The organism is Zobellia alginiliquefaciens, assembly GCF_029323795.1.
Lineage (GTDB): Bacteria > Bacteroidota > Bacteroidia > Flavobacteriales > Flavobacteriaceae > Zobellia > Zobellia alginiliquefaciens.
In genome coordinates this window covers 2,518,891-2,537,251 of the sequence record NZ_CP119758.1, presented here as the reverse complement: position 1 = coordinate 2,537,251, position 18,361 = coordinate 2,518,891, and the positions used below count along the sequence as shown (strand labels likewise).

Here is an 18,361-nt window from a genome sequence, read left to right as displayed (position 1 = left end):
TCATATACTTACTTGTCAGACAACAAATTGCCTCCATCTTCCCACATTTATTATTTGTATTTAGTTTCTTCCGGACATTACACCACCATCTGTATCCCAAATAGCACCTGTTACCCATGAAGCTTTATCCGAAAGTAAAAAGGAAATGGTATTGGCAACATCTTCTGGTTTTCCATATCGCCCAATGGGGTGAAAACCATGAAAACCTTGCAAAGCCTCATTGGCCTCTTCTTTCCCTCCAAAAACACTATCATAAACCGGTGTTTGAACTACCGCTGGAGATACCGCATTTACACGGATTTTAGCATCTGCCAACTCCATGGCCAAATGCTGTGTAAGCGAATGTAAACCTGCCTTTTGCATGGAATATGCCGTTGAAGGAGTTGCTTTCACCGCTTGTTTGGCCCACATAGAACCTACGTTTACAATAGACCCACCACCTGTAGCGGCCATTTTTTTAGCTGCGGATTGAGTAATAAAGTAGAACCCTCTATTCAAATCCATATACGAATCATAATCCGCCACAGTATGGTCTAAAAATGGTTTGGGACCAAAAATACCTGAAGCATTCACTAAGTAATCCAAATTATCCCAACCACTTATTTCCGCATTTAAGCCGTCCAATTCGTTCGCACTGGTAATATCAACCTTATGGGTAACCAAATTTCCTGTAGCTTCTTCTTTAAAAGTTTCAAGTTTTTCAGGATTAGTACCAACCACATGTACTTCTAGACCTTCATTTAAAAGGTTTTGTGCCGTTGCTTTTCCAATTCCACTACTACCTCCTATAATCAATGCTCGTTTCATAGTCAATTCTTTTATAATTATTGATGGGACAAAGGTATTTTGCTTCTATAGCCGAGAACGGCACTATAAGGAGAATCCATGGTAATTTTGAGAAACAGATAATCAAACTTCCTACTTTTCAAATACCTTTAGGATATATGAAATCGATACATATTAAACCTAGGTCATTGGACCACATCGTTTATACGGTACTAGATTTAGAGGATGCCACCTTAACTTTAGAAAAGAAACTTGGGGTTAAGGCAATTTTTGGAGGATACCACGCCACCCAAGGCACTAAAAATGCACTTATAAATTTGGATAACGGCACTTATCTTGAGCTTCTAGCGGCCGATGATGACAATAAAAATATACTCCCTCCTAGATGGATGGGAATTGACGTCCTTAAAAAAGACCAAATAACTCGTTGGGCCCTAAAATCCGCACAGCTTGAAAAAGATGCGGAAATAGTAAAACAATATCACCCCGAGATGGGAAAAATCACCGGCGGAAGTAGAAATACGGCAAATGGCTCCCTTTTAAAATGGCAGCTTATTCTTCCACTGCCGACCCCAGAAGTAGAGCTTATACCTTTTATGGTAGATTGGAGCCAAACGGAAACACATCCGCATGACGCTTTACCTAATATGGAATGTAAATTAATTGAATTGTATGGCACACATCCAAATCCCGACCTATTAAAAGTCACATTTAAAAACTTGGGCGTACATTTACGAATAGAACCCAATGAAAACATTAACATTAAAGCTATTATACAATGCCCAAACGGGGTAGTTGAAATCTAAACCTATTTATGAAAGTTACTTTTTACCTTTTCACTCTAACCCTACTATTAGGATTATCCTCATGCAAATCAAAAGAAAAAGAAAAAACTGCAGAAAAGGAGGTTCCAAAACTTACGAAACCCATGGACGACTCTATCCAAAGGGACGAACCTGACGAAGCAGAAATAGTAGTTCTAGAGGCCATTATTGCACATGGAGGAAGCCGATATAACAAAGCACATTATGGTTTTACGTTTCGCGATAAGGACTATACATTCCAAAACAATGGCAACAAGTATATTTATACGACGACTATGACCGAAAACGGGGATAAAACCATTGACTTTCTTAACAATGGAAAATTATTGCGTACCCTAAATGAACAACCGGTTACATTATCACCTAAAGACAACACTAAATACACCGAAGCCTTAAATTCTGTTATTTATTTTGCCACATTACCCCACAAGCTAAACGATAAAGCGGTACATAAAAAATACGTGGAAAATGTAAAAATTAAAGATACCGACTACAAAGCTATTGAGGTTACTTTTGACCAAAAAGGAGGTGGCACAGACCATGATGATGTTTTTATGTACTGGATAAATGTTGAATCCAAAACCATAGATTACCTAGCTTATAAATACGAAACAAACGATGGAGGCGTACGCTTCAGAAGTGCATACAATCGTAGGACCGTAGACGGCATTATATTCCAAGATTATGTAAATTACAAAGCACCAATAGGTACTCCACTTACAGAATTGCCTTCTTTATTTCAAAAAGGAGAATTGGAAGAACTTTCAAAAATAGAAACGGAGAACGTTGTAAATTTAGCGCAATAAATTAGAAAATATGGCTGTTCTTGATGTGATAAAAATGGGGAACCCTCTATTGAGAAAGGTATCCAAAGAAGTTGGACAGGACGAAATAACCTCTCCCAAATTTCAGCAGTTTTTAGCAGACCTTGTGGAAACCATGCGAGCAGAAAGTGGAGCGGGAATTGCGGCCATACAAGTAGGTGTACTCAAAAGAGTCTTTGCCATGGAAATGAAAAAGAACGACCGCTACCCAGATAAAGGGTCTTTTGCCCTAACTACAGTTATAAATCCTGAAATAGAGCCTTTGTCTTCTGAAGAAGTAGAAGGTTGGGAAGGTTGTCTTTCCATACCCGGAATACGCGGCAGGTTAAAACGTTACAAAAAGGTAAAATTAAGCGGACTTGACATAAAGGGAGAAAAGTTTGAAAAAGTGCTTGATGACTTCTCGGCAATCGTGGCACAACATGAATTAGACCACCTCAACGGAATTTTATTGATAGACCGTATGCCGAATATGAAGACTTTAACCTTTCAAGAAGAGTATGACACCTATTGGAAGGTCTAGTTAAAAATACTGCCCAATCCCAAAAACAATACCCCTGGAGGCATCCTTGGTAATTCCGTACCCATAATCTATTCTGAAGATAGCATTAAAGATGCGTTTATGCATCAGTCTAAGCCCCACACCTGGGTAAATACGGATATTGCTTTTATGAGAGAAGTCATCAAAGCTACCGCCTGGATTTCGCCATGACCCTCCGTCAACAAAAAAATTGCTTTGTAAAACAAACCAATCTTCCTCTATTAGGGTATGACGATACTCCGTATTAAAAACAATAGCTCCCGTTCCTCTATCAATTGTATTTCCAACCCCTCGTATGTTCAGGTTGTTATCTACGGTAAAAGGTGCAAAAGGCGTGTTTACATTACTTGCCAACCCTAGACGAAGCCTATTTGCCCAATTGCCCCTGTCCCCTACTCTTTTAAAAAACACAAAGTCGTTAAACCCTATTAAGAATTCAGGCAAGTTGGTACTGGTACTACCTACATATTGAAAATTTAAGGTACTTCTAAATCCATCTAAAAAATAAAAATAGTATTTGATGTTTTCGTAATTGTAAATGAGTTTAAATAGATGCTTATCTACTTTCAGTGTTCTTGGCACATTGGCACTTGTAGCTCCGGACAGGTACCTGTAGTCTTCAGTAAAGAGACTCCCTCCTAATTCTATCCGGTTTTTAAAGTTGAATTCATGCAGCCCCATCACTTCAAACCCAGTATTATTATACCTATAGTCTGCTGTGGTTCCATCAAAGAAAACGGGTTCTTGAGTAGTAAAATCGTTATAACTAACAGAGAGACCTGTAGTTCTACTAAACAAGTGCGGAGCACGTACGGCCAGTCCATAAGAATTAAAAACATCATATTGATAAAAGCCGCCCAAGGTTATATTCCTACCAAAAAGATTGAATTCTTGTAGCCCCAGCCTAAAGGCAAAAGCATCATTGGAAGACGAAAAAAGATTGGCAAACGGAATTAAGGTGAAGTTCTCCTCTACAGAATAGAAGACAGTGTGCTCATTAGCATCTGACGTAAAAACTTGATAATAGGCATGTGAAATAGCCGGAAGTCGCTGTAAACGGGCAACATCATGTTCCAAAACAACTGAATCCAGCACCATTCCTGATCTTAAACTAACCAGGTTTTTTAAAAAAGTGGGTTTGGTACGTTTTGCTCCTTGTATTTCAACGTTTAAAACAGTTCCTTCTTGCGCTTGTGAAAACACTCCATTTAATATTATAATAGAAAACAGAAGTATTTTTCTAATCATACTTTAAACTGTGGGAGTAAAAATGAAATTTATGTTCAATATAAGATATCTGTTCTATAAAAACTATAATCTCCGTACGCTAAAACTCTACCTCGGAAATAAGATTCACCCAATTGTCTTCACTTACCGCCATTAATGTAAAGTTATAGGTTGATTCCGATTTTAAAGCAAGCGGGTTTCCTTCGGTGATATTCAGGACTACGTTGTCTAGGTTGTAAAATTGAAAACTAGTATCGTAGGTATATGTACCTGAAAGCAAATTATCCGACTCATCCGACACCACCTGAAAATAGATTTTAGAATCCGTATACTTACCGTCTTCCCATGAAAAAACAGGTCTTCCAGTTTGGAGTGAATCAATTTTAATATTTTGGGAAACGTATTCCGTAGGTTTGGTAAAATGTTTTATCCGAATAGGGTTTGACACATGGATCTTACCGTCCTCTTCAAACGTAATAATCACCCATCTCTCCTTAGAAATAGCCACTTCAAATTTCTTTAAATATCCATTAAACACATCAAATGATGGAACATCTAAGCGGTAGTACTTGTCAAAATCGGTTTTTGACACATTAAGATGTTCCGTCTCATAATAACGAATATTGGTAGCCCCATCTCGTGGGTAGAAGAACACACTGACCAAATCATCATTTTCATTACTGGCCGCACACGCTATAACATTGTCTAGTACACGGGTACGATCGGTTAAACCTTCTTTTAGCGTAGCATCTTGATCTTCCAAATCCGATGAACAGCTTACAGAAATAACCAATAGAGCAAAAAAAATGACTGAACGCATATCAATATTTTTTATAGACTTCTTTTATAACTTCTTGTGCCGGCTTATTTTGTGGTGTAAATCTATTATCCTTTTCTCCTCCTGACTTCCCGTGATCCATAAACCACTTCCAGACATACCCCCCTGCAAACCAATCTTCACCCCAGAACTCATTAAAAATGGCTTTTTTAGCATTTACTTGTGCCGTTAGGTTTACTTTATCTTCGTTCCTATCTACCAACCAGGGTTTGTGAGCGGTATAATCCATACTTCGATAACCAAATTCAGTAAATAAAACAGGCTTTCCTGTTTTTTCTGAAAGTGCAGCTATATCTCCCTTCCACCTTTGCCAACCTTCCTGCAATTGTTCTACAGTTGGTGTTTTTTCTTCAGACAGCGGAAAATACGCATCAATTCCTATATAATCCAAATCTTCCCAAAAAGGAACTCGCGAATATTCATCCCAATTGGAAGCATAGGTAAGTTTTCCGTCATAAACGGTTCTGATTTTTGTGATCAACTCATGCCAGTACTCCGGTCTATTTACCACAAATTTCTCAAGTTCAGTACCAATGCAAAATATTTCGGACTGGCTTTCTTGGGCCATTTTAGCATAAGCCAAAATGAACGAATCATAGGCGGCTTCAAGTTTTTTCCAATCCTCCTCAGAGTTCATATGTAAGGTTCCCGTAAACTCGCCTTTCCAAATCCATATCTGGGGCTTCACCATAGTCTTAATACCATTCTTGTGCAATAGATCTATATACTGCATGGCACCCTGTTTGGTCTCCCCAAACCACTGGCGCTCCGTATTAAAAACGATTTCGGGAGAAGCTATATCCCTAATAAAACCAAAAGGCATTACGGCGGCATGATTGGCATTGACTTCCTTTACATCATCAATATGCTCTTGTAAGACCTCATTCCTGGAGGCTACAAAGCTTACACCGTTAATTTTTTCTTTAACCTGACTGGAACAGGAAAACTGAAGCAGGCACAAAAAAAAGAGTCCTAATCTACGCATGTATCGTTATTAAGACCCCTAAAATACAGTATTTATGATTATGTCTTAGAAAATTGCCCGTAAACCCAAATTAAAGGTTTGGCCAAGACCCGTATTGCTACCCCTTACAAAGTTGGTATACAAAGCCTCTAAGTTCAGTGCATTGGTTAATTGGTATTTTGCGCCACCGCCTAATGCAGTGAAATCCTGTCCAAAATCATTACCTAAATCCAAACGTTGCGAGTGTTGGGCCAAGGCTAAAACGGTAAATTTAGAGCTTGGAAAGTAACTCAAAAATATACCTGGCGTTAAGTTTAGGCTGTTATTGGCAAAACTCTCTTCTTTATCTCCAAAACTCAATTCTGAGTTCAGCTCACTAAACAATTGCCATTTATTTCCAGGAAAAGTATAATCATAAAAAAAACGGTTTTGCCAGATGAAGCCTTTTTGGTCCAAGAAAACACCATTCTCGGTTTCGTTATCCACCAAAGGAATGAAGAACGAACTCTGAATAGAGAAATTACTAATAGATCTAAAAGGCACAAACTTAACGGACGGTGCAATTGAAGTGAGACCGGAACGCGCCGTATTATCCTCCCCATCAAATTTAAAGACGTCCAACGCATCTCTACCTCCGACTACGTTAGAGCGAAATTCAAAAATGGCCCCTACATTCCATCTTTTATTCTCTCCAACACCAGTATAAGCCTCTAATGTAGAAGTGAAAAATGTTTGCCTTGGCTCCTTGCCCTCACTAAAAGTACTTTCAGTCTGGGTGTATAGGTTATTGAACCATTTTATATCTATCTGCCCTTTACCAATTAGTTTGGAAGGTGTGTATTGCTGAATATTACTTTGCGTAGAGTTATCATCATCGTTGGTATCATCTTGCGCAAATACCATGGTTGTGGCCAAAAGAAGACCTGAAAGAAAAAGATTTCTTTGTATTGATTTCATAAATTTTAGTTTAAAATTAAAGGTTGATGGCTATTACTTGGTTTCGTTCAATGTCCAATCATACGGGTAGTAAGAAACCTTGGTTTTCTCTGGTAGCTGTTCCGATCTATACTTGTTTATAAAGCCTACCAAACTTTGTCCGTTTTGGGTAAAATCACCTTTATACCATTCAAAAATTTGAGAGATTTTCACTTTATTTTTATTGAATTGTATGAACTGCGGGTTGTTTATAGCCAATTTGGTCTGCTTTTCTAACTGCGCATCCAAAGTAGCACGCATATACGCTTTGTTTATTATGGGAGGACACCCTAAACCACCACAAACCAACACAAAATGAAAACGCGCTTCAGATGGAAATTTTGCACGTAGCAATTTGTTCTCAATATCATTAAGAGTGGTCTTATTTCCTCCTATTTCGTATTTCTTACCATCAAAAAAACCACCAACGTCCAAAGGCGATTTTAAAGGATAGTTATCCACAATACCTTTTATCACCAACAAATTATACCCATTAATATAGAACGCTTGATACTCATTGGTATTGGCCTCTGAAACTTGTATATTCTTAGCCGCTTCCAACAATTCATTTAATTCTGCAGGGTTTGTTTTTATAGCGGCGTAATTAACACGGCCATCCGTGATATGGGTCTTAAAAAAGGCATCCGCCTTTGTAAAAAAGTCAGCGGTACTTTGTCCGAAAGTTGCCGATATAGTGATCAAAGAAAGAACCGCGGCCAGTATTAAATATCTCATAAATAGTAGTTTTTGTTGTTACTCTTGTGGCTTCTGTCGAGACGATTTTAACATCCATACAAAAAAATAAGATTTTTTGATATTTGTTTAAAATTTTTAAAATCAAGGCCTTACGAGTTCGGTTTTCCCTATAAAACCTTACATAAATCGCAAAAATTTAAAATCGTTCTAAATTACAACAGGCCATTAAGGTATTACCTTTAAGAACGACAGAATTCGCAATAATCAAATTAGCATATGGAACATATCGTCATTATTGGCAACGGAATTTCAGGGGTAACAGTGGCAAGGCACATCCGAAAGCTTTCCGATAAAAAGATTACCATTGTATCGGCAGAAACCGATTATTTCTTTTCTCGTACCGCCTTAATGTATGTTTACATGGGCCATATGAAATTTGAACATACCCAACCCTATGAAAATTGGTTTTGGAAAAAAAATAGAATAGAGCTACTCAAAGCTTTTGTTACTTCAGTAGACCATAAGAACAAGACCCTAATTTTATCAGGAGACAAAGAGTTAACCTACGATAAGCTAGTTATAGCCACAGGGTCCAAACCCAACAAGTTTGGTTGGCCAGGTCAAGATTTGAAAGGAGTTCAAGGTTTATATTCAAAACAAGATTTAGACCAACTAGAAATTAACGCCCCTAACAACAATGTATGCAACCGTGCGGTTATTGTAGGTGGTGGACTTATAGGTATTGAACTAGCGGAAATGCTTCGCACTCGTGAAATTCCAGTAACATTCTTGGTCCGTGAAAACAGTTTTTGGAACGGAGTATTGCCAAATGGGGAGTCTCAAATGATAAGCGAGCATATTAGTGAACACCACATCGATTTAAAACTGGCAACCAATCTTGTTGAAATCATACCTGACGACAACGGCAGGGTGAAAGCCATTACAACGGATAAAGACGAAACAATAGAATGTAATTTAGTAGGGCTTACCGCTGGCGTTACACCCAATATAGATTTTCTCAAAGATTCAGGCATTGAACTAGGACGTGGTGTTAAGGTAAATAGATTGCTTGAAACCAATATAAAAGACATTTATGCCATTGGCGATTGTGCCGAGCAGCATGAAGCCATAGGTAACCGAAGACCCATTGAAGCTGTTTGGTACACGGGCCGTATGATGGGTGAAGCTTTGGCCCAAACCATTTGTGGCATTACAACGGAATACAAACCAGGGCACTGGTTCAACTCCGCTAAATTCCTTGATATAGAGTACCAAACCTATGGTTGGGTTTTCAGCGAGAGAGCTAAAAAAGAATATGAAGCGCATTTTCATTGGCGTCATCCTTCAGAAAAAATATGCCTTACTATTGCCTACCATACAGAAACCAAGAAATTTCTAGGTATTAATACGTTCGGTATCCGCATGCGCCATGAAATGTTTGACCGTTGGCTTACAAACGAACGACATATAGATTATGTGGTACAATACTTAAAGGACGCTAATTTTGACCCTGAGTTTTACGCTCATTACGAAGATGAAATCGTAGCCAGCTATAATTCCCAAATGGGCACCGACATACGCACCAAGAAAAAAAGCTGGAAGCGTATCTTCCAAACTACCAAATAAACACCCGCAAGGGAATCTCACATACAAACTGAAAAACTCAGCATACATACAATCAACGATAGAAAACATATGAGCACTTACGATAAAAGCATGTCCTTAACAGGCGAACCGCCCAAGGCGCTAAGCACACAACAAAAATTAGCCACTGTTCTAGGGATGGTCGGCCTAGGTCTTTTGGCACTGAACCTGTTTAACATTGATTTCCCCAACAAAGGGCTCTGGCTTACTGTTGCACTATCTTCTATTTTCGCTGGTATTATCTGGTTTTCCGCTGCTGCGTATGCCAACAAACATCCTGGCATAAAGAATGACGGTGTTTGGTTCAAGTCCATTTCTAGCCGCGGTTTTTGGGCTTGGGTAGCTGGTATTGCCTTGACCGGGTTTTATATTATACTATACTTTTACCCACAATATCTGGGCTTGGTTAAAGATGGGGACAACACAGGTGTTATTGCTCTTTTTGACCCACTTAGTAAACTTTTAAGCGGCAATCCTGCCAGCCAATGGTTTGTTTACGGCACATTATATACCGTGGCGATTTTAGCATTCGGTATTAAGTTTTTATGGAAATACCGTCACAACAATTACGAAAAACTTAGAACGGTAAGTGTGATGTTCTTTCAGACTTCATTTGCATTCTTAATACCGGAATTTATGGCTCGCCTAAACCATGATGGTTTTTCCCTTCCGTATTATGACCTTAAAAATATCTGGCCACTTAACTATTATAACTTTGAACGCTACCGTGTAAACAGTTTAATAGATGCAGGCGATATTGGTTTAGCAATTCTCATTTTTGGAATATTGTCCATTTTTGTCATTACCCCAATCCTAACTTACAAATATGGTAAAAGGTGGTACTGCTCTTGGGTCTGCGGATGTGGTGGACTAGCTGAAACTGCCGGAGATTCTTTCCGTCATCTTAGTGATAAGAGTCAATTTGCCTGGAAAGTAGAACGGTGGGTGGTTCATAGCGTAGTGGTATTCGTTACTTTAATGACCACTGCTGTTATCTATTCCTATTTGGGTACAGACACTAGTAAATATTGGCTTACAAAAACTACTTTTTTAGTGAGTGTGGCAGTTATTTTAACGGCCGTATTTGCATGGGTGATGATCTATAAACGCGAGCAATTACAAAAAGACGCGAAATATGGGGCAATTGGGTACTTCGTCATTATCATGGCTTTAATCGGAATGCACTTTTTAAGCGGTGAGGGCAATGTATTTCTATTTAAATCGGAGAGTCTCCGTAAATCATATGGCTTTTTAATCGGAAGTATTTTCTCAGGAGTTATTGGCACTGGTTTCTACCCAATCTTCGGTAATCGTGTATGGTGTCGTTTCGGATGCCCAATGGCTGCTATTTTAGGTTTTCAACAACGCCTTTTCTCAAAATTCAGAATTACAACAAACGGAGGACAATGTATTTCTTGTGGTAACTGCTCTACCTATTGCGAAATGGGAATTGATGTTCGTGCCTATGCTCAAAAAGGAGAAAATATTGTACGCTCTAGCTGTGTCGGTTGCGGAATATGCTCCGCCGTTTGCCCACGTGGTGTATTAAAATTAGAAAACGGTCCTTTAGAAGGCCGTATAAATGGTAAAGATGTGCTTTTAGGCAATGATGTTGATTTAATGGATTTAGTAAACAACAAATAATTCTCTACCACTAAAAAAAAGTTTAGTTCTCATAACTGGTAAGTTAAGCATGAACCGGGCGACCAAAACGTAATTATATACAAGTATGTTTTCAAAACTTTTCTTACTGTTGCTTGTTGCTATTTCGGTATCTCAGACCGAAAGCAGTACGGTGTACCATAAAGAGTTCTATGAGAATGGAAATATCAAAACGGAAGGTTGGCTACTGAACGGTAAAAAAGTAGAATATTGGAAATTCTACCACATGAACGGAAAACTATCCGAACAAGGCCATTATAAAAACGACCAACGTATTGCCTATTGGCATTTTTACGACCGTTACGGCAAATCTTTACAAGAGGGACATTATAAAAACGGGAAGAAATCAAACTGGTGGTTATTTTATGATTCTATGGGTAAAGTAAACCATAAGTGCCAACTGAGCAATGGTCAAAAAAACGGATATTGCCTTAAATATATCAATGAGAAACTGACTTCTGCCGAGAAATATCAAAATGGCAAAAAAATTAAGGAATGGTTTAGTTTTAGTAGCTTTAGCCGTGAAAACAACTTATCAGACCTAAAATAATGCATTATTTCTTACACCCTACAACTACAGTAATTAACAAGTTTCACTAATGCTACAACCAGACATTAAGGTCATAATTCCCGCTTTCAACGAAGCAGATTCCATTGCTTCCGTGATTCGTGAAATCCCCACATCGGTCTCCGAAATTATAGTAGTAAACAATAATTCCACAGATAAAACAGCCGAAAATGCGGCGGCAGCGGGAGCTACCGTTCTGAACGAGAGCAGAATGGGTTATGGCTACGCCTGTTTAATGGGCATGGACTATATTTCCAAACAATCCAAAGCACCCGATATTATCGTATTTCTTGACGGAGACTATTCAGATTACCCTGAAGAGCTCGATAAAATTGTCGCTCCGATACTAAATAAACAAGCTGATTTTGTAATAGGTGCTCGTGTAAAACGACTCAGAGAAGAGGGAAGCATGACACCTCAGCAAATTTTTGGCAATTGGTTGGCTACTTTTTTAATGAAATTATTGTTTGGGGCAACATTTACGGACCTTGGTCCGTTTAGGGCTATAGCATATCCTAAGTTGTTAACACTCAATATGGAGGATAAAACTTACGGGTGGACGGTAGAGATGCAATTGAAGGCTTTGAAGCAAAAATTGGCATATACCGAAGTACCAGTACGTTACAAAAAAAGAATTGGTGTGTCAAAAGTATCGGGTACCGTAAAAGGTAGTATATTTGCGGGCATAAAAATATTAGGTTGGATTTTCAAATACAGCATAAAATAATATGGGGTTAATCATTGCTTACATTATTCTCGCAATCTATAGTGTAGCACTACTATTGATATTTTTCTACAGTTTGGCGCAACTGAACCTATTGGTAAATTACCTGGGGTACAAGAGGCGCAACCAAATTGCCCCAAAATTCAATCTTCTAGATCCAAAAGAGATTCCTTACGTTACTATACAGTTGCCTGTCTATAACGAAGAATATGTAATGGAGCGGCTTTTGGAAAACATTGCCAAAATAGAATACCCAAAAAGCAAATTAGAAATTCAAGTACTTGATGATTCTACAGATGATTCTGTTGTTGATACCGCTGCAAGGGTAAAAGCATTAAAGGAAACTGGTCTTGACATTCAACATATACGCCGAGAAAATCGCCAAGGCTTTAAGGCCGGCGCATTAAAAGAAGGGCTGGAAATTGCAAAAGGTGAGTTTATTGCCATTTTTGATGCCGATTTTATGCCTTCCGGCGATTGGTTAAAAAAGACCGTACTTTACTTTAAAGACCCTGAAATAGGTGTTGTGCAAACACGCTGGGGCCATATAAACCGAGAGTATTCTACCTTAACGCGTATTCAAGCTTTTGCTTTGGATGCCCATTTTACGCTAGAACAAGTAGGCAGGAATGCCAAAGGACACTTTATCAATTTTAACGGTACCGCAGGTATTTGGAGAAAAGAATGCATCATTGATGCGGGAAACTGGGAAGGTGACACGCTAACCGAAGATTTGGACCTTAGCTATCGTGCACAGCTTAAGAACTGGAAATTCAAGTACCTAGAAGATGTTGAGACTCCTGCAGAACTTCCTGTAGTAATCAGCGCGGCACGTTCACAACAGTTCCGTTGGAACAAAGGCGGTGCGGAAAACTTTAGAAAGACAGTTTTTAGTGTAATTACCGCTAAAAATATTTCTTTTAAAACTAAATTTCACGGCGTAATGCACTTATTGAACAGTTCCATGTTCTTATGTGTGTTCCTGGTCTCATTATTGAGCATACCTGCCATGTATATCAAAGCAATATATCCTCAACTGGATATTGTTTTTACCCTATTGAGTTTCTTTGTTTTAAGTACAATTATTCTTTTTGTTTGTTATTGGTTCACTTACAAGAGTATACAGGGAAGCGGGTTTGACAATTTTGTGGATTATATTAAAATATTTTTCACTTTCTTTTCTGTTGCATTGGGCTTTTCTTTACACAATTCAATTGCTGTTCTTGAAGGTCATATGGGCAAAAGAAGTGAATTTGTACGGACGCCTAAATTCAATTTGAACAATATTACGGACTCATGGAAGGGCAACAAGTACCTAACCAAAAAATTGTCTCCCAATATGATTCTGGAGGCCGTTCTTATGCTTTATTTCCTTTTTGGAATGTATAGCGCCGTTCCCTTGAACGATTTTGGTCTTTTCCCTTTTCATTTTATGCTCTTTGTAGGCTTTGGGTTTGTTTTCACCAAGTCGCTTACAGCTCGTGCGTAATACACCGATCTAATATTGGCAAAAGTCCAGCAAGTCCATTTAAATTTCTTATTTTTTCGGGTGATTAGAACAAACAGTTAAATGCCCAACCGTCTCTCTACATACTGGAAGCTTCACAAAGTGCCTATTTTTATGGCTCTATTGGCGGCCATTTTTTATTACACTTTTGCATTTCATTTGGAGCGAACGGATTTCATTAAACTGTTAACGCTTTTTGCCGCTTCCTTTTTTCTCTGTTTAAAACTTATTCAGTTTGAAAAATGGAACTTTAAATTTCTTCTGGTAGCAGGTATTATTTTTAGGTTGATATTCTTAACCACGGAACCCAACCTCTCCCAGGATTATTATCGTTTTATTTGGGATGGGCACCTGGTTGCCAATTTTATTAATCCATATCTAGAAGTCCCAAACGATTTGATTACCCAAAGTGACTTGGTTATCCCCAACGCCCAACTCCTTTACGATAGCATGGGAAGCCTAAGTGCAAAGCATTATAGTAATTACCCTCCATTAAACCAGTTGCTCTTTGCCATAGCCGCTTTGTTGGGCGGAAAAAGCATTATGGGTTCGGTTCTGGCTATCAAAACCATGATTATTTTAGCAGATATTGGTATTTTCTACTTTGGGAGAAAACTTCTAAAAAACCTTAACCATTCTCCTCATCTCATTTTTTGGTATTTTCTGAACCCTTTAGTCATCATAGAACTAACAGGAAACCTACATTTTGAAGGTGTTATGCTTTTCTTTTTTGTATGGGCATTATATCTACTATCCATAAAAAAATGGGCACTGGCTGCCATTCCTTACGCCTTATCCATTTGTATTAAACTAGTACCTTTATTGTTTCTACCGCTATTTTTAAAACATTTAGGATTAAAAAAAAGTGTGAGCTTCTACATGATTATAGGAGTTACATGTGTATTGCTATTTGTTCCCTTTTATTCTTCTGAATTTATTGCGAACTATTCCAAAACAGTCGGACTCTGGTTTTCAAATTTTGAATTTAATGCCGGTCTATACAATGCCATAAAATACATTGCCGTTCAATTTGAAGGAAAACCGTGGGAACTAATAAAAACCTATGGAAAAATAACACCTATATTAACTATCCTATTTGTACTGTTATTCACTTTTCTTAGGGACAATCAAAAAATACCAACGTTGATTACCTCAATGATGGCCGTACTTACCTTGTATTATTTCATGTCTGCCACAGTACACCCTTGGTACATTATTTTCTTGGTAGTTCTTGGCGTTTTTACTCGTTACAAATATGCGGTACTTTGGTCCGCAATGGTGATTCTTAGCTATTATGCCTATTCAAAGGTAGATTTTAAAGAAAACCTTGGATTAATTGCTGTTGAATATATTTCCGTATATGCATTTTTGATTTACGAAATTTTTAACTCAAAACAACAATTTGTTATTTTTCGTAAAAATTAACCTCACACCTTTATACTTTCGGCATAATCTTGTACATTTGACCTTCCATGAAAGGACAAAGACACATATCTAAAACTTTGAGCAACCTTGCTCCCGTTCGCCCGTTTTCTCGCCGTCGTCGCCCGTAGGGGTGTACCATATTTCATGGAAATAGGTGAGTCCATTTCCGCACAACAAACAACAATTCATTTTTCTTACAGTTTAAACCCTTTTGGCAATGAAACTAATTATTGCTAACAAGTCACATATTAAATACGCTCAAATCATTAGCGATACTATTACGGAATCTGCTAAAGTTAGAGGAACCGGCATAGCCAAACGTACACCTGAATACATTCAGAAACGTCTGGAAAATGGCAATGCCGTTATTGCTTTAGATGGTGACAAGTTTGCCGGCTTCTGCTATATAGAAGTTTGGGGCCACGAAAAATTCGTAGCCAACTCAGGCCTTATCGTACATCCTGATTACAGAAATCAAGGATTGGCAAAAAAAATTAAAAAAAGAATCTTCGAGCTTTCGAGAGAGAAATTCCCGGATGCCAAAATATTTGGTATTACCACTGGTCTGGCCGTAATGAAAATGAACTATGAATTGGGATACAAGCCAGTTACATTTTCCGAACTAACGGATGACCCCGAATTTTGGAAAGGCTGTCAGACCTGCAAAAACTTTGATATTCTTACTCGAACAGAACGTAAAATGTGCTTATGTACGGGTATGCTCTACGACCCTGCGGTAAAAGAGAAAATATCAAAAGATGAAAGCGTAAACGGTAAAGCTTTTAAAAGACTGAAAAGCATTAAAGAATCGCTTTTCCTAAAAAAGAAAACAAACGAATAACTATATAGGCCAGCCAAGTATTCAATTTATGGCCAACGCAATACAATTTTAAAAATGAAAAAATTAGTTTTAGCATACAGCGGCGGATTAGACACCTCTTACTGCGCTAAGAACCTATCACAAGAAAAAGGTTATGAAGTACACGCAGTTAGCGTAAATACAGGGGGTTTCTCAAAAGAAGAAATTGCAACTATAGAACAAAAGGCATTGGAATTAGGTGCTAGTTCATATACCTCAATAGATGCAGTCCAGATTTTTTATGACAAGGTAGTTAAGTATCTTATCTTCGGAAATGTTCTAAAGAACAATACCTACCCGCTATCAGTTAGTGCAGAGCGAATCGTACAGGCTATTGAAATTGTAAACTATGCCAAAAAAATCGGTGCTAATTATATAGCCCATGGTAGTACGGGCGCCGGTAATGACCAAGTAAGATTTGACATGATTTTTCAAATCATTGCTCCAGAAATAGAAATCATTACCCCCATTAGAGACAACCAACTATCTAGAGAGGCAGAAATTGCCTACCTAAAAGAGAACGGTATAGACTATCCTTGGGAAAAAGCAAAATACTCTATAAACAGAGGGCTTTGGGGTACTTCCGTTGGTGGTGAAGAAACATTAACTTCACAAAGAGCGTTACCCGATAGTGCATACCCAAGCCAATTACAGGAAAAAGAGCCTACAGATGTAAAACTAACTTTTGAAAAAGGAGAATTAGTTGCTATTGATGGCGTTAAAAATGGTCCCGTTGCCAATATAGAAAAACTAGAGGCCATGGCCTCAAAATATGCTATAGGTAGAGACATTCATGTAGGCGATACTATTATAGGTACAAAAGGTAGAGTTGGTTTTGAAGCTGCTGCTGCGTTAATTATTATTAAAGCACACCACTTGTTGGAAAAACACACCCTTACCAAATGGCAACAGTTCCAAAAAGAACAACAGGGTAACTTCTATGGCATGTTATTGCACGAAGGCAACTACCTAGATGCCGTAATGAGAAACATAGAAGCTTTCCTAACGGATACGCAAAAGAACGTTTCCGGTGATGTTTTCATTAGCCTTTATCCTTTTCAGTTTAGATTGAACGGAATTTCTTCGGAGCATGATTTAATGACCGATGCTTTTGGAAGCTACGGAGAAGTAAACAAAGGATGGTCTGCGGATGACGCCAAAGGATTCATCAAAATACTTTCCAATTCCGGGAAGATTTATAACCATGTAAATTCTAGCGATGATTAAAGTTGGTATCATAGGGGGGTCTGGTTATACAGGAGGTGAACTGATTAGAATTCTCTTGCATCACCCAGAAGCTGAAATAGATTTCGTTTTCAGCACTACCAGAGCCGGAAAGAAAGTCACTACGGCCCATGCCGATTTATTGGGTACTACCGAAATGGAGTTTACAGGTACTGTAAATCCTGATGTAGATTTGGTTTTCCTGTGTTTGGGGCACGGTAATTCCTCTAAATTTTTACAGGAAAACGAGTTCTCCAAAGACACCAAAATAATTGACCTCAGCAACGATTTTAGGCTTCAGGCCGACGCTGTTTTTGAAGGAAAAGAGTTTGTTTACGGACTTCCAGAACTCAAAAAAGAAGCAATTAAAAAGGCGAACTATATCGCAAACCCGGGTTGTTTTGCAACGGCTATTCAATTAGGCCTTCTTCCTTTGGCAAAAGGGAATAAACTTGGAAATACGGTACACATTAATGCAGTTACAGGTAGTACAGGTGCGGGCGTTAGTCCCTCCGCTACTTCTCATTTTAGTTGGAGAAATAACAATGTGAGCTGGTACAAACCCTTTACACATCAACATTTGGGTGAAATCAACGAGAGCTTAAAATCTTTGCAGCCCAATTCCGGAGAGCTGTTTTTCCTCCCAAACAGGGGTAATTTCACTCGTGGTATTCTAGCAACGGCCTATACAGAGTTTGATGGCAGTTTAGAGGAAGCTATTGAGTTGTACAAAGATTTTTATGCGGATGCACTTTTTACGCAAATAGCCGAAGAGCCCATTCACCTCAAACAAATTGTGAATACCAATCAATGTCATATTCATTTGCACAAACATGGGAACACATTGCTTATTACCTCAGCCATAGACAACTTGTTAAAAGGCGCCTCTGGGCAAGCGGTACAGAATATGAACTTGATTTTTGACTTTGAAGAAGCAGCCGGTCTTAATTTAAAAGCAGGCGTTTTCTAATCAGACCTATAGAAAACAAATTAAAACATTAAATAAAAAGGTCTACTTATAAGTAATGAACACTCAGTTTTGAACAAGATGTACTATGTACATTTTACTCATA

At 38.3% G+C, this 18,361-nt stretch carries 18 protein-coding genes; 12 read left to right on the top strand and 6 right to left on the bottom strand.

Annotated elements, in window-relative coordinates; all coding sequences use genetic code 11:
- Nucleotides 1–60: 60 nt before the first annotated feature.
- Entirely contained in the window at nt 61–807 is a 747-nt protein-coding gene (locus P0077_RS10650; protein ID WP_276165236.1) for an SDR family NAD(P)-dependent oxidoreductase, read from the bottom strand.
- Nucleotides 808–830: 23 nt separating this feature from the next.
- Here P0077_RS10650 and P0077_RS10645 point away from each other — a divergent pair, with 23 nt between their 5' ends.
- From P0077_RS10645 to def, 3 genes are read left to right on the top strand one after another with little or no spacing between them, the layout of a single operon-like run.
- Nucleotides 831–1,592: a VOC family protein gene (locus tag P0077_RS10645; RefSeq protein WP_276165235.1), complete on the top strand. Its 762-nt coding sequence runs from the start codon at nt 831–833 to the stop codon at nt 1,590–1,592.
- A gap of 8 nt (nt 1,593–1,600) precedes the next feature.
- Nucleotides 1,601–2,416, top strand: a complete 816-nt coding sequence (locus P0077_RS10640) for a DUF6503 family protein (RefSeq protein WP_276165234.1) — start codon at nt 1,601–1,603, stop codon at nt 2,414–2,416.
- 10 nt (nt 2,417–2,426) lie between these two features.
- Complete coding sequence (gene def / locus P0077_RS10635) at nt 2,427–2,957, top strand: peptide deformylase (protein ID WP_276165233.1); 531 nt, start codon at nt 2,427–2,429, stop codon at nt 2,955–2,957.
- Here the strand turns inward: def and P0077_RS10630 are convergent, their stop codons facing one another.
- From P0077_RS10630 to P0077_RS10610, 5 genes are all read right to left on the bottom strand, one after another.
- The gene (locus P0077_RS10630; RefSeq protein WP_276169155.1) at nt 2,958–4,223 is read right to left on the bottom strand and encodes a BamA/TamA family outer membrane protein; all 1,266 of its coding nucleotides are present in this window, start codon (nt 4,221–4,223) and stop codon (nt 2,958–2,960) included.
- A 79-nt stretch (nt 4,224–4,302) separates the two neighbouring features.
- The gene (locus P0077_RS10625) at nt 4,303–5,022 is read right to left on the bottom strand and encodes a hypothetical protein (RefSeq protein ID WP_276169154.1); all 720 of its coding nucleotides are present in this window, start codon (nt 5,020–5,022) and stop codon (nt 4,303–4,305) included.
- A gap of 1 nt (nt 5,023) precedes the next feature.
- On the bottom strand, nt 5,024–6,025 hold the full coding sequence (locus tag P0077_RS10620) for a glycoside hydrolase family 113 (protein WP_276169153.1): 1,002 nt from the start codon (nt 6,023–6,025) through the stop codon (nt 5,024–5,026).
- Between the two features lie 45 nt (nt 6,026–6,070).
- The gene (locus P0077_RS10615) at nt 6,071–6,961 is read right to left on the bottom strand and encodes a hypothetical protein (RefSeq protein ID WP_276169152.1); all 891 of its coding nucleotides are present in this window, start codon (nt 6,959–6,961) and stop codon (nt 6,071–6,073) included.
- A gap of 33 nt (nt 6,962–6,994) precedes the next feature.
- A complete protein-coding gene (locus tag P0077_RS10610; protein WP_276169151.1) occupies nt 6,995–7,714 on the bottom strand; it encodes a DUF547 domain-containing protein in 720 nt (239 codons plus the stop codon).
- 237 nt (nt 7,715–7,951) lie between these two features.
- Between P0077_RS10610 and P0077_RS10605 the strand changes: the two genes are divergently transcribed.
- The 9 genes from P0077_RS10605 (at nt 7,952) to argC (ending at nt 18,258) form a co-directional block, all read left to right on the top strand.
- Entirely contained in the window at nt 7,952–9,301 is a 1,350-nt protein-coding gene (locus P0077_RS10605) for an NAD(P)/FAD-dependent oxidoreductase (protein ID WP_276169150.1), read from the top strand.
- 69 nt (nt 9,302–9,370) lie between these two features.
- Nucleotides 9,371–10,963 carry a 4Fe-4S binding protein gene (locus P0077_RS10600; protein WP_276169149.1) on the top strand — a complete coding sequence of 531 codons (1,593 nt, stop codon included), beginning with the start codon at nt 9,371–9,373 and terminating at the stop codon, nt 10,961–10,963.
- A gap of 85 nt (nt 10,964–11,048) precedes the next feature.
- Nucleotides 11,049–11,531 carry a toxin-antitoxin system YwqK family antitoxin gene (locus tag P0077_RS10595; RefSeq protein ID WP_276169148.1) on the top strand — a complete coding sequence of 161 codons (483 nt, stop codon included), beginning with the start codon at nt 11,049–11,051 and terminating at the stop codon, nt 11,529–11,531.
- 49 nt (nt 11,532–11,580) lie between these two features.
- Entirely contained in the window at nt 11,581–12,276 is a 696-nt protein-coding gene (locus P0077_RS10590) for a glycosyltransferase family 2 protein (protein ID WP_276169147.1), read from the top strand.
- 1 nt (nt 12,277) lies between these two features.
- Nucleotides 12,278–13,762 (top strand): cellulose synthase family protein, encoded by a 1,485-nt coding sequence (locus P0077_RS10585; protein WP_276169146.1) that lies wholly within the window; start codon nt 12,278–12,280, stop codon nt 13,760–13,762.
- Nucleotides 13,763–13,843: 81 nt separating this feature from the next.
- A complete protein-coding gene (locus P0077_RS10580; protein ID WP_276169145.1) occupies nt 13,844–15,205 on the top strand; it encodes an MptA/MptB family glycosyltransferase in 1,362 nt (453 codons plus the stop codon).
- 217 nt (nt 15,206–15,422) lie between these two features.
- Nucleotides 15,423–16,046, top strand: coding sequence for a GNAT family N-acetyltransferase (locus tag P0077_RS10575; protein WP_276169144.1), 624 nt, complete (start codon nt 15,423–15,425; stop codon nt 16,044–16,046).
- A gap of 54 nt (nt 16,047–16,100) precedes the next feature.
- Nucleotides 16,101–17,291, top strand: a complete 1,191-nt coding sequence (gene argG / locus P0077_RS10570) for an argininosuccinate synthase (RefSeq protein ID WP_276169143.1) — start codon at nt 16,101–16,103, stop codon at nt 17,289–17,291.
- On the top strand, nt 17,284–18,258 hold the full coding sequence (gene argC, locus P0077_RS10565; protein ID WP_276169142.1) for an N-acetyl-gamma-glutamyl-phosphate reductase: 975 nt from the start codon (nt 17,284–17,286) through the stop codon (nt 18,256–18,258). Before argG ends, argC begins: the two co-directional genes overlap by 8 nt.
- Nucleotides 18,259–18,361: the final 103 nt, after the last annotated feature.

Bases quoted from the DNA above. Each gene is read 5' to 3' on its own strand.
- P0077_RS10605 (WP_276169150.1), top strand. From the start codon at position 7,952: ATGGAACATATCGTCATTATTGGCAACGGAATTTCAGGGGTAACAGTG.
- P0077_RS10580 (WP_276169145.1), top strand. From the start codon at position 13,844: ATGCCCAACCGTCTCTCTACATACTGGAAGCTTCACAAAGTGCCTATT.
- P0077_RS10600 (WP_276169149.1), top strand. From the start codon at position 9,371: ATGAGCACTTACGATAAAAGCATGTCCTTAACAGGCGAACCGCCCAAG.
- P0077_RS10645 (WP_276165235.1), top strand. From the start codon at position 831: ATGGGACAAAGGTATTTTGCTTCTATAGCCGAGAACGGCACTATAAGG.
- def (WP_276165233.1), top strand. From the start codon at position 2,427: ATGGCTGTTCTTGATGTGATAAAAATGGGGAACCCTCTATTGAGAAAG.
- P0077_RS10585 (WP_276169146.1), top strand. From the start codon at position 12,278: ATGGGGTTAATCATTGCTTACATTATTCTCGCAATCTATAGTGTAGCA.
- argC (WP_276169142.1), top strand. From the start codon at position 17,284: ATGATTAAAGTTGGTATCATAGGGGGGTCTGGTTATACAGGAGGTGAA.
- P0077_RS10630 (WP_276169155.1), bottom strand. From the start codon at position 4,223: ATGATTAGAAAAATACTTCTGTTTTCTATTATAATATTAAATGGAGTG.
- argG (WP_276169143.1), top strand. From the start codon at position 16,101: ATGAAAAAATTAGTTTTAGCATACAGCGGCGGATTAGACACCTCTTAC.
- P0077_RS10650 (WP_276165236.1), bottom strand. From the start codon at position 807: ATGAAACGAGCATTGATTATAGGAGGTAGTAGTGGAATTGGAAAAGCA.
- P0077_RS10640 (WP_276165234.1), top strand. From the start codon at position 1,601: ATGAAAGTTACTTTTTACCTTTTCACTCTAACCCTACTATTAGGATTA.
- P0077_RS10615 (WP_276169152.1), bottom strand. From the start codon at position 6,961: ATGAAATCAATACAAAGAAATCTTTTTCTTTCAGGTCTTCTTTTGGCC.
- P0077_RS10625 (WP_276169154.1), bottom strand. From the start codon at position 5,022: ATGCGTTCAGTCATTTTTTTTGCTCTATTGGTTATTTCTGTAAGCTGT.
- P0077_RS10610 (WP_276169151.1), bottom strand. From the start codon at position 7,714: ATGAGATATTTAATACTGGCCGCGGTTCTTTCTTTGATCACTATATCG.
- P0077_RS10575 (WP_276169144.1), top strand. From the start codon at position 15,423: ATGAAACTAATTATTGCTAACAAGTCACATATTAAATACGCTCAAATC.
- P0077_RS10620 (WP_276169153.1), bottom strand. From the start codon at position 6,025: ATGCGTAGATTAGGACTCTTTTTTTTGTGCCTGCTTCAGTTTTCCTGT.
- P0077_RS10595 (WP_276169148.1), top strand. From the start codon at position 11,049: ATGTTTTCAAAACTTTTCTTACTGTTGCTTGTTGCTATTTCGGTATCT.
- P0077_RS10590 (WP_276169147.1), top strand. From the start codon at position 11,581: ATGCTACAACCAGACATTAAGGTCATAATTCCCGCTTTCAACGAAGCA.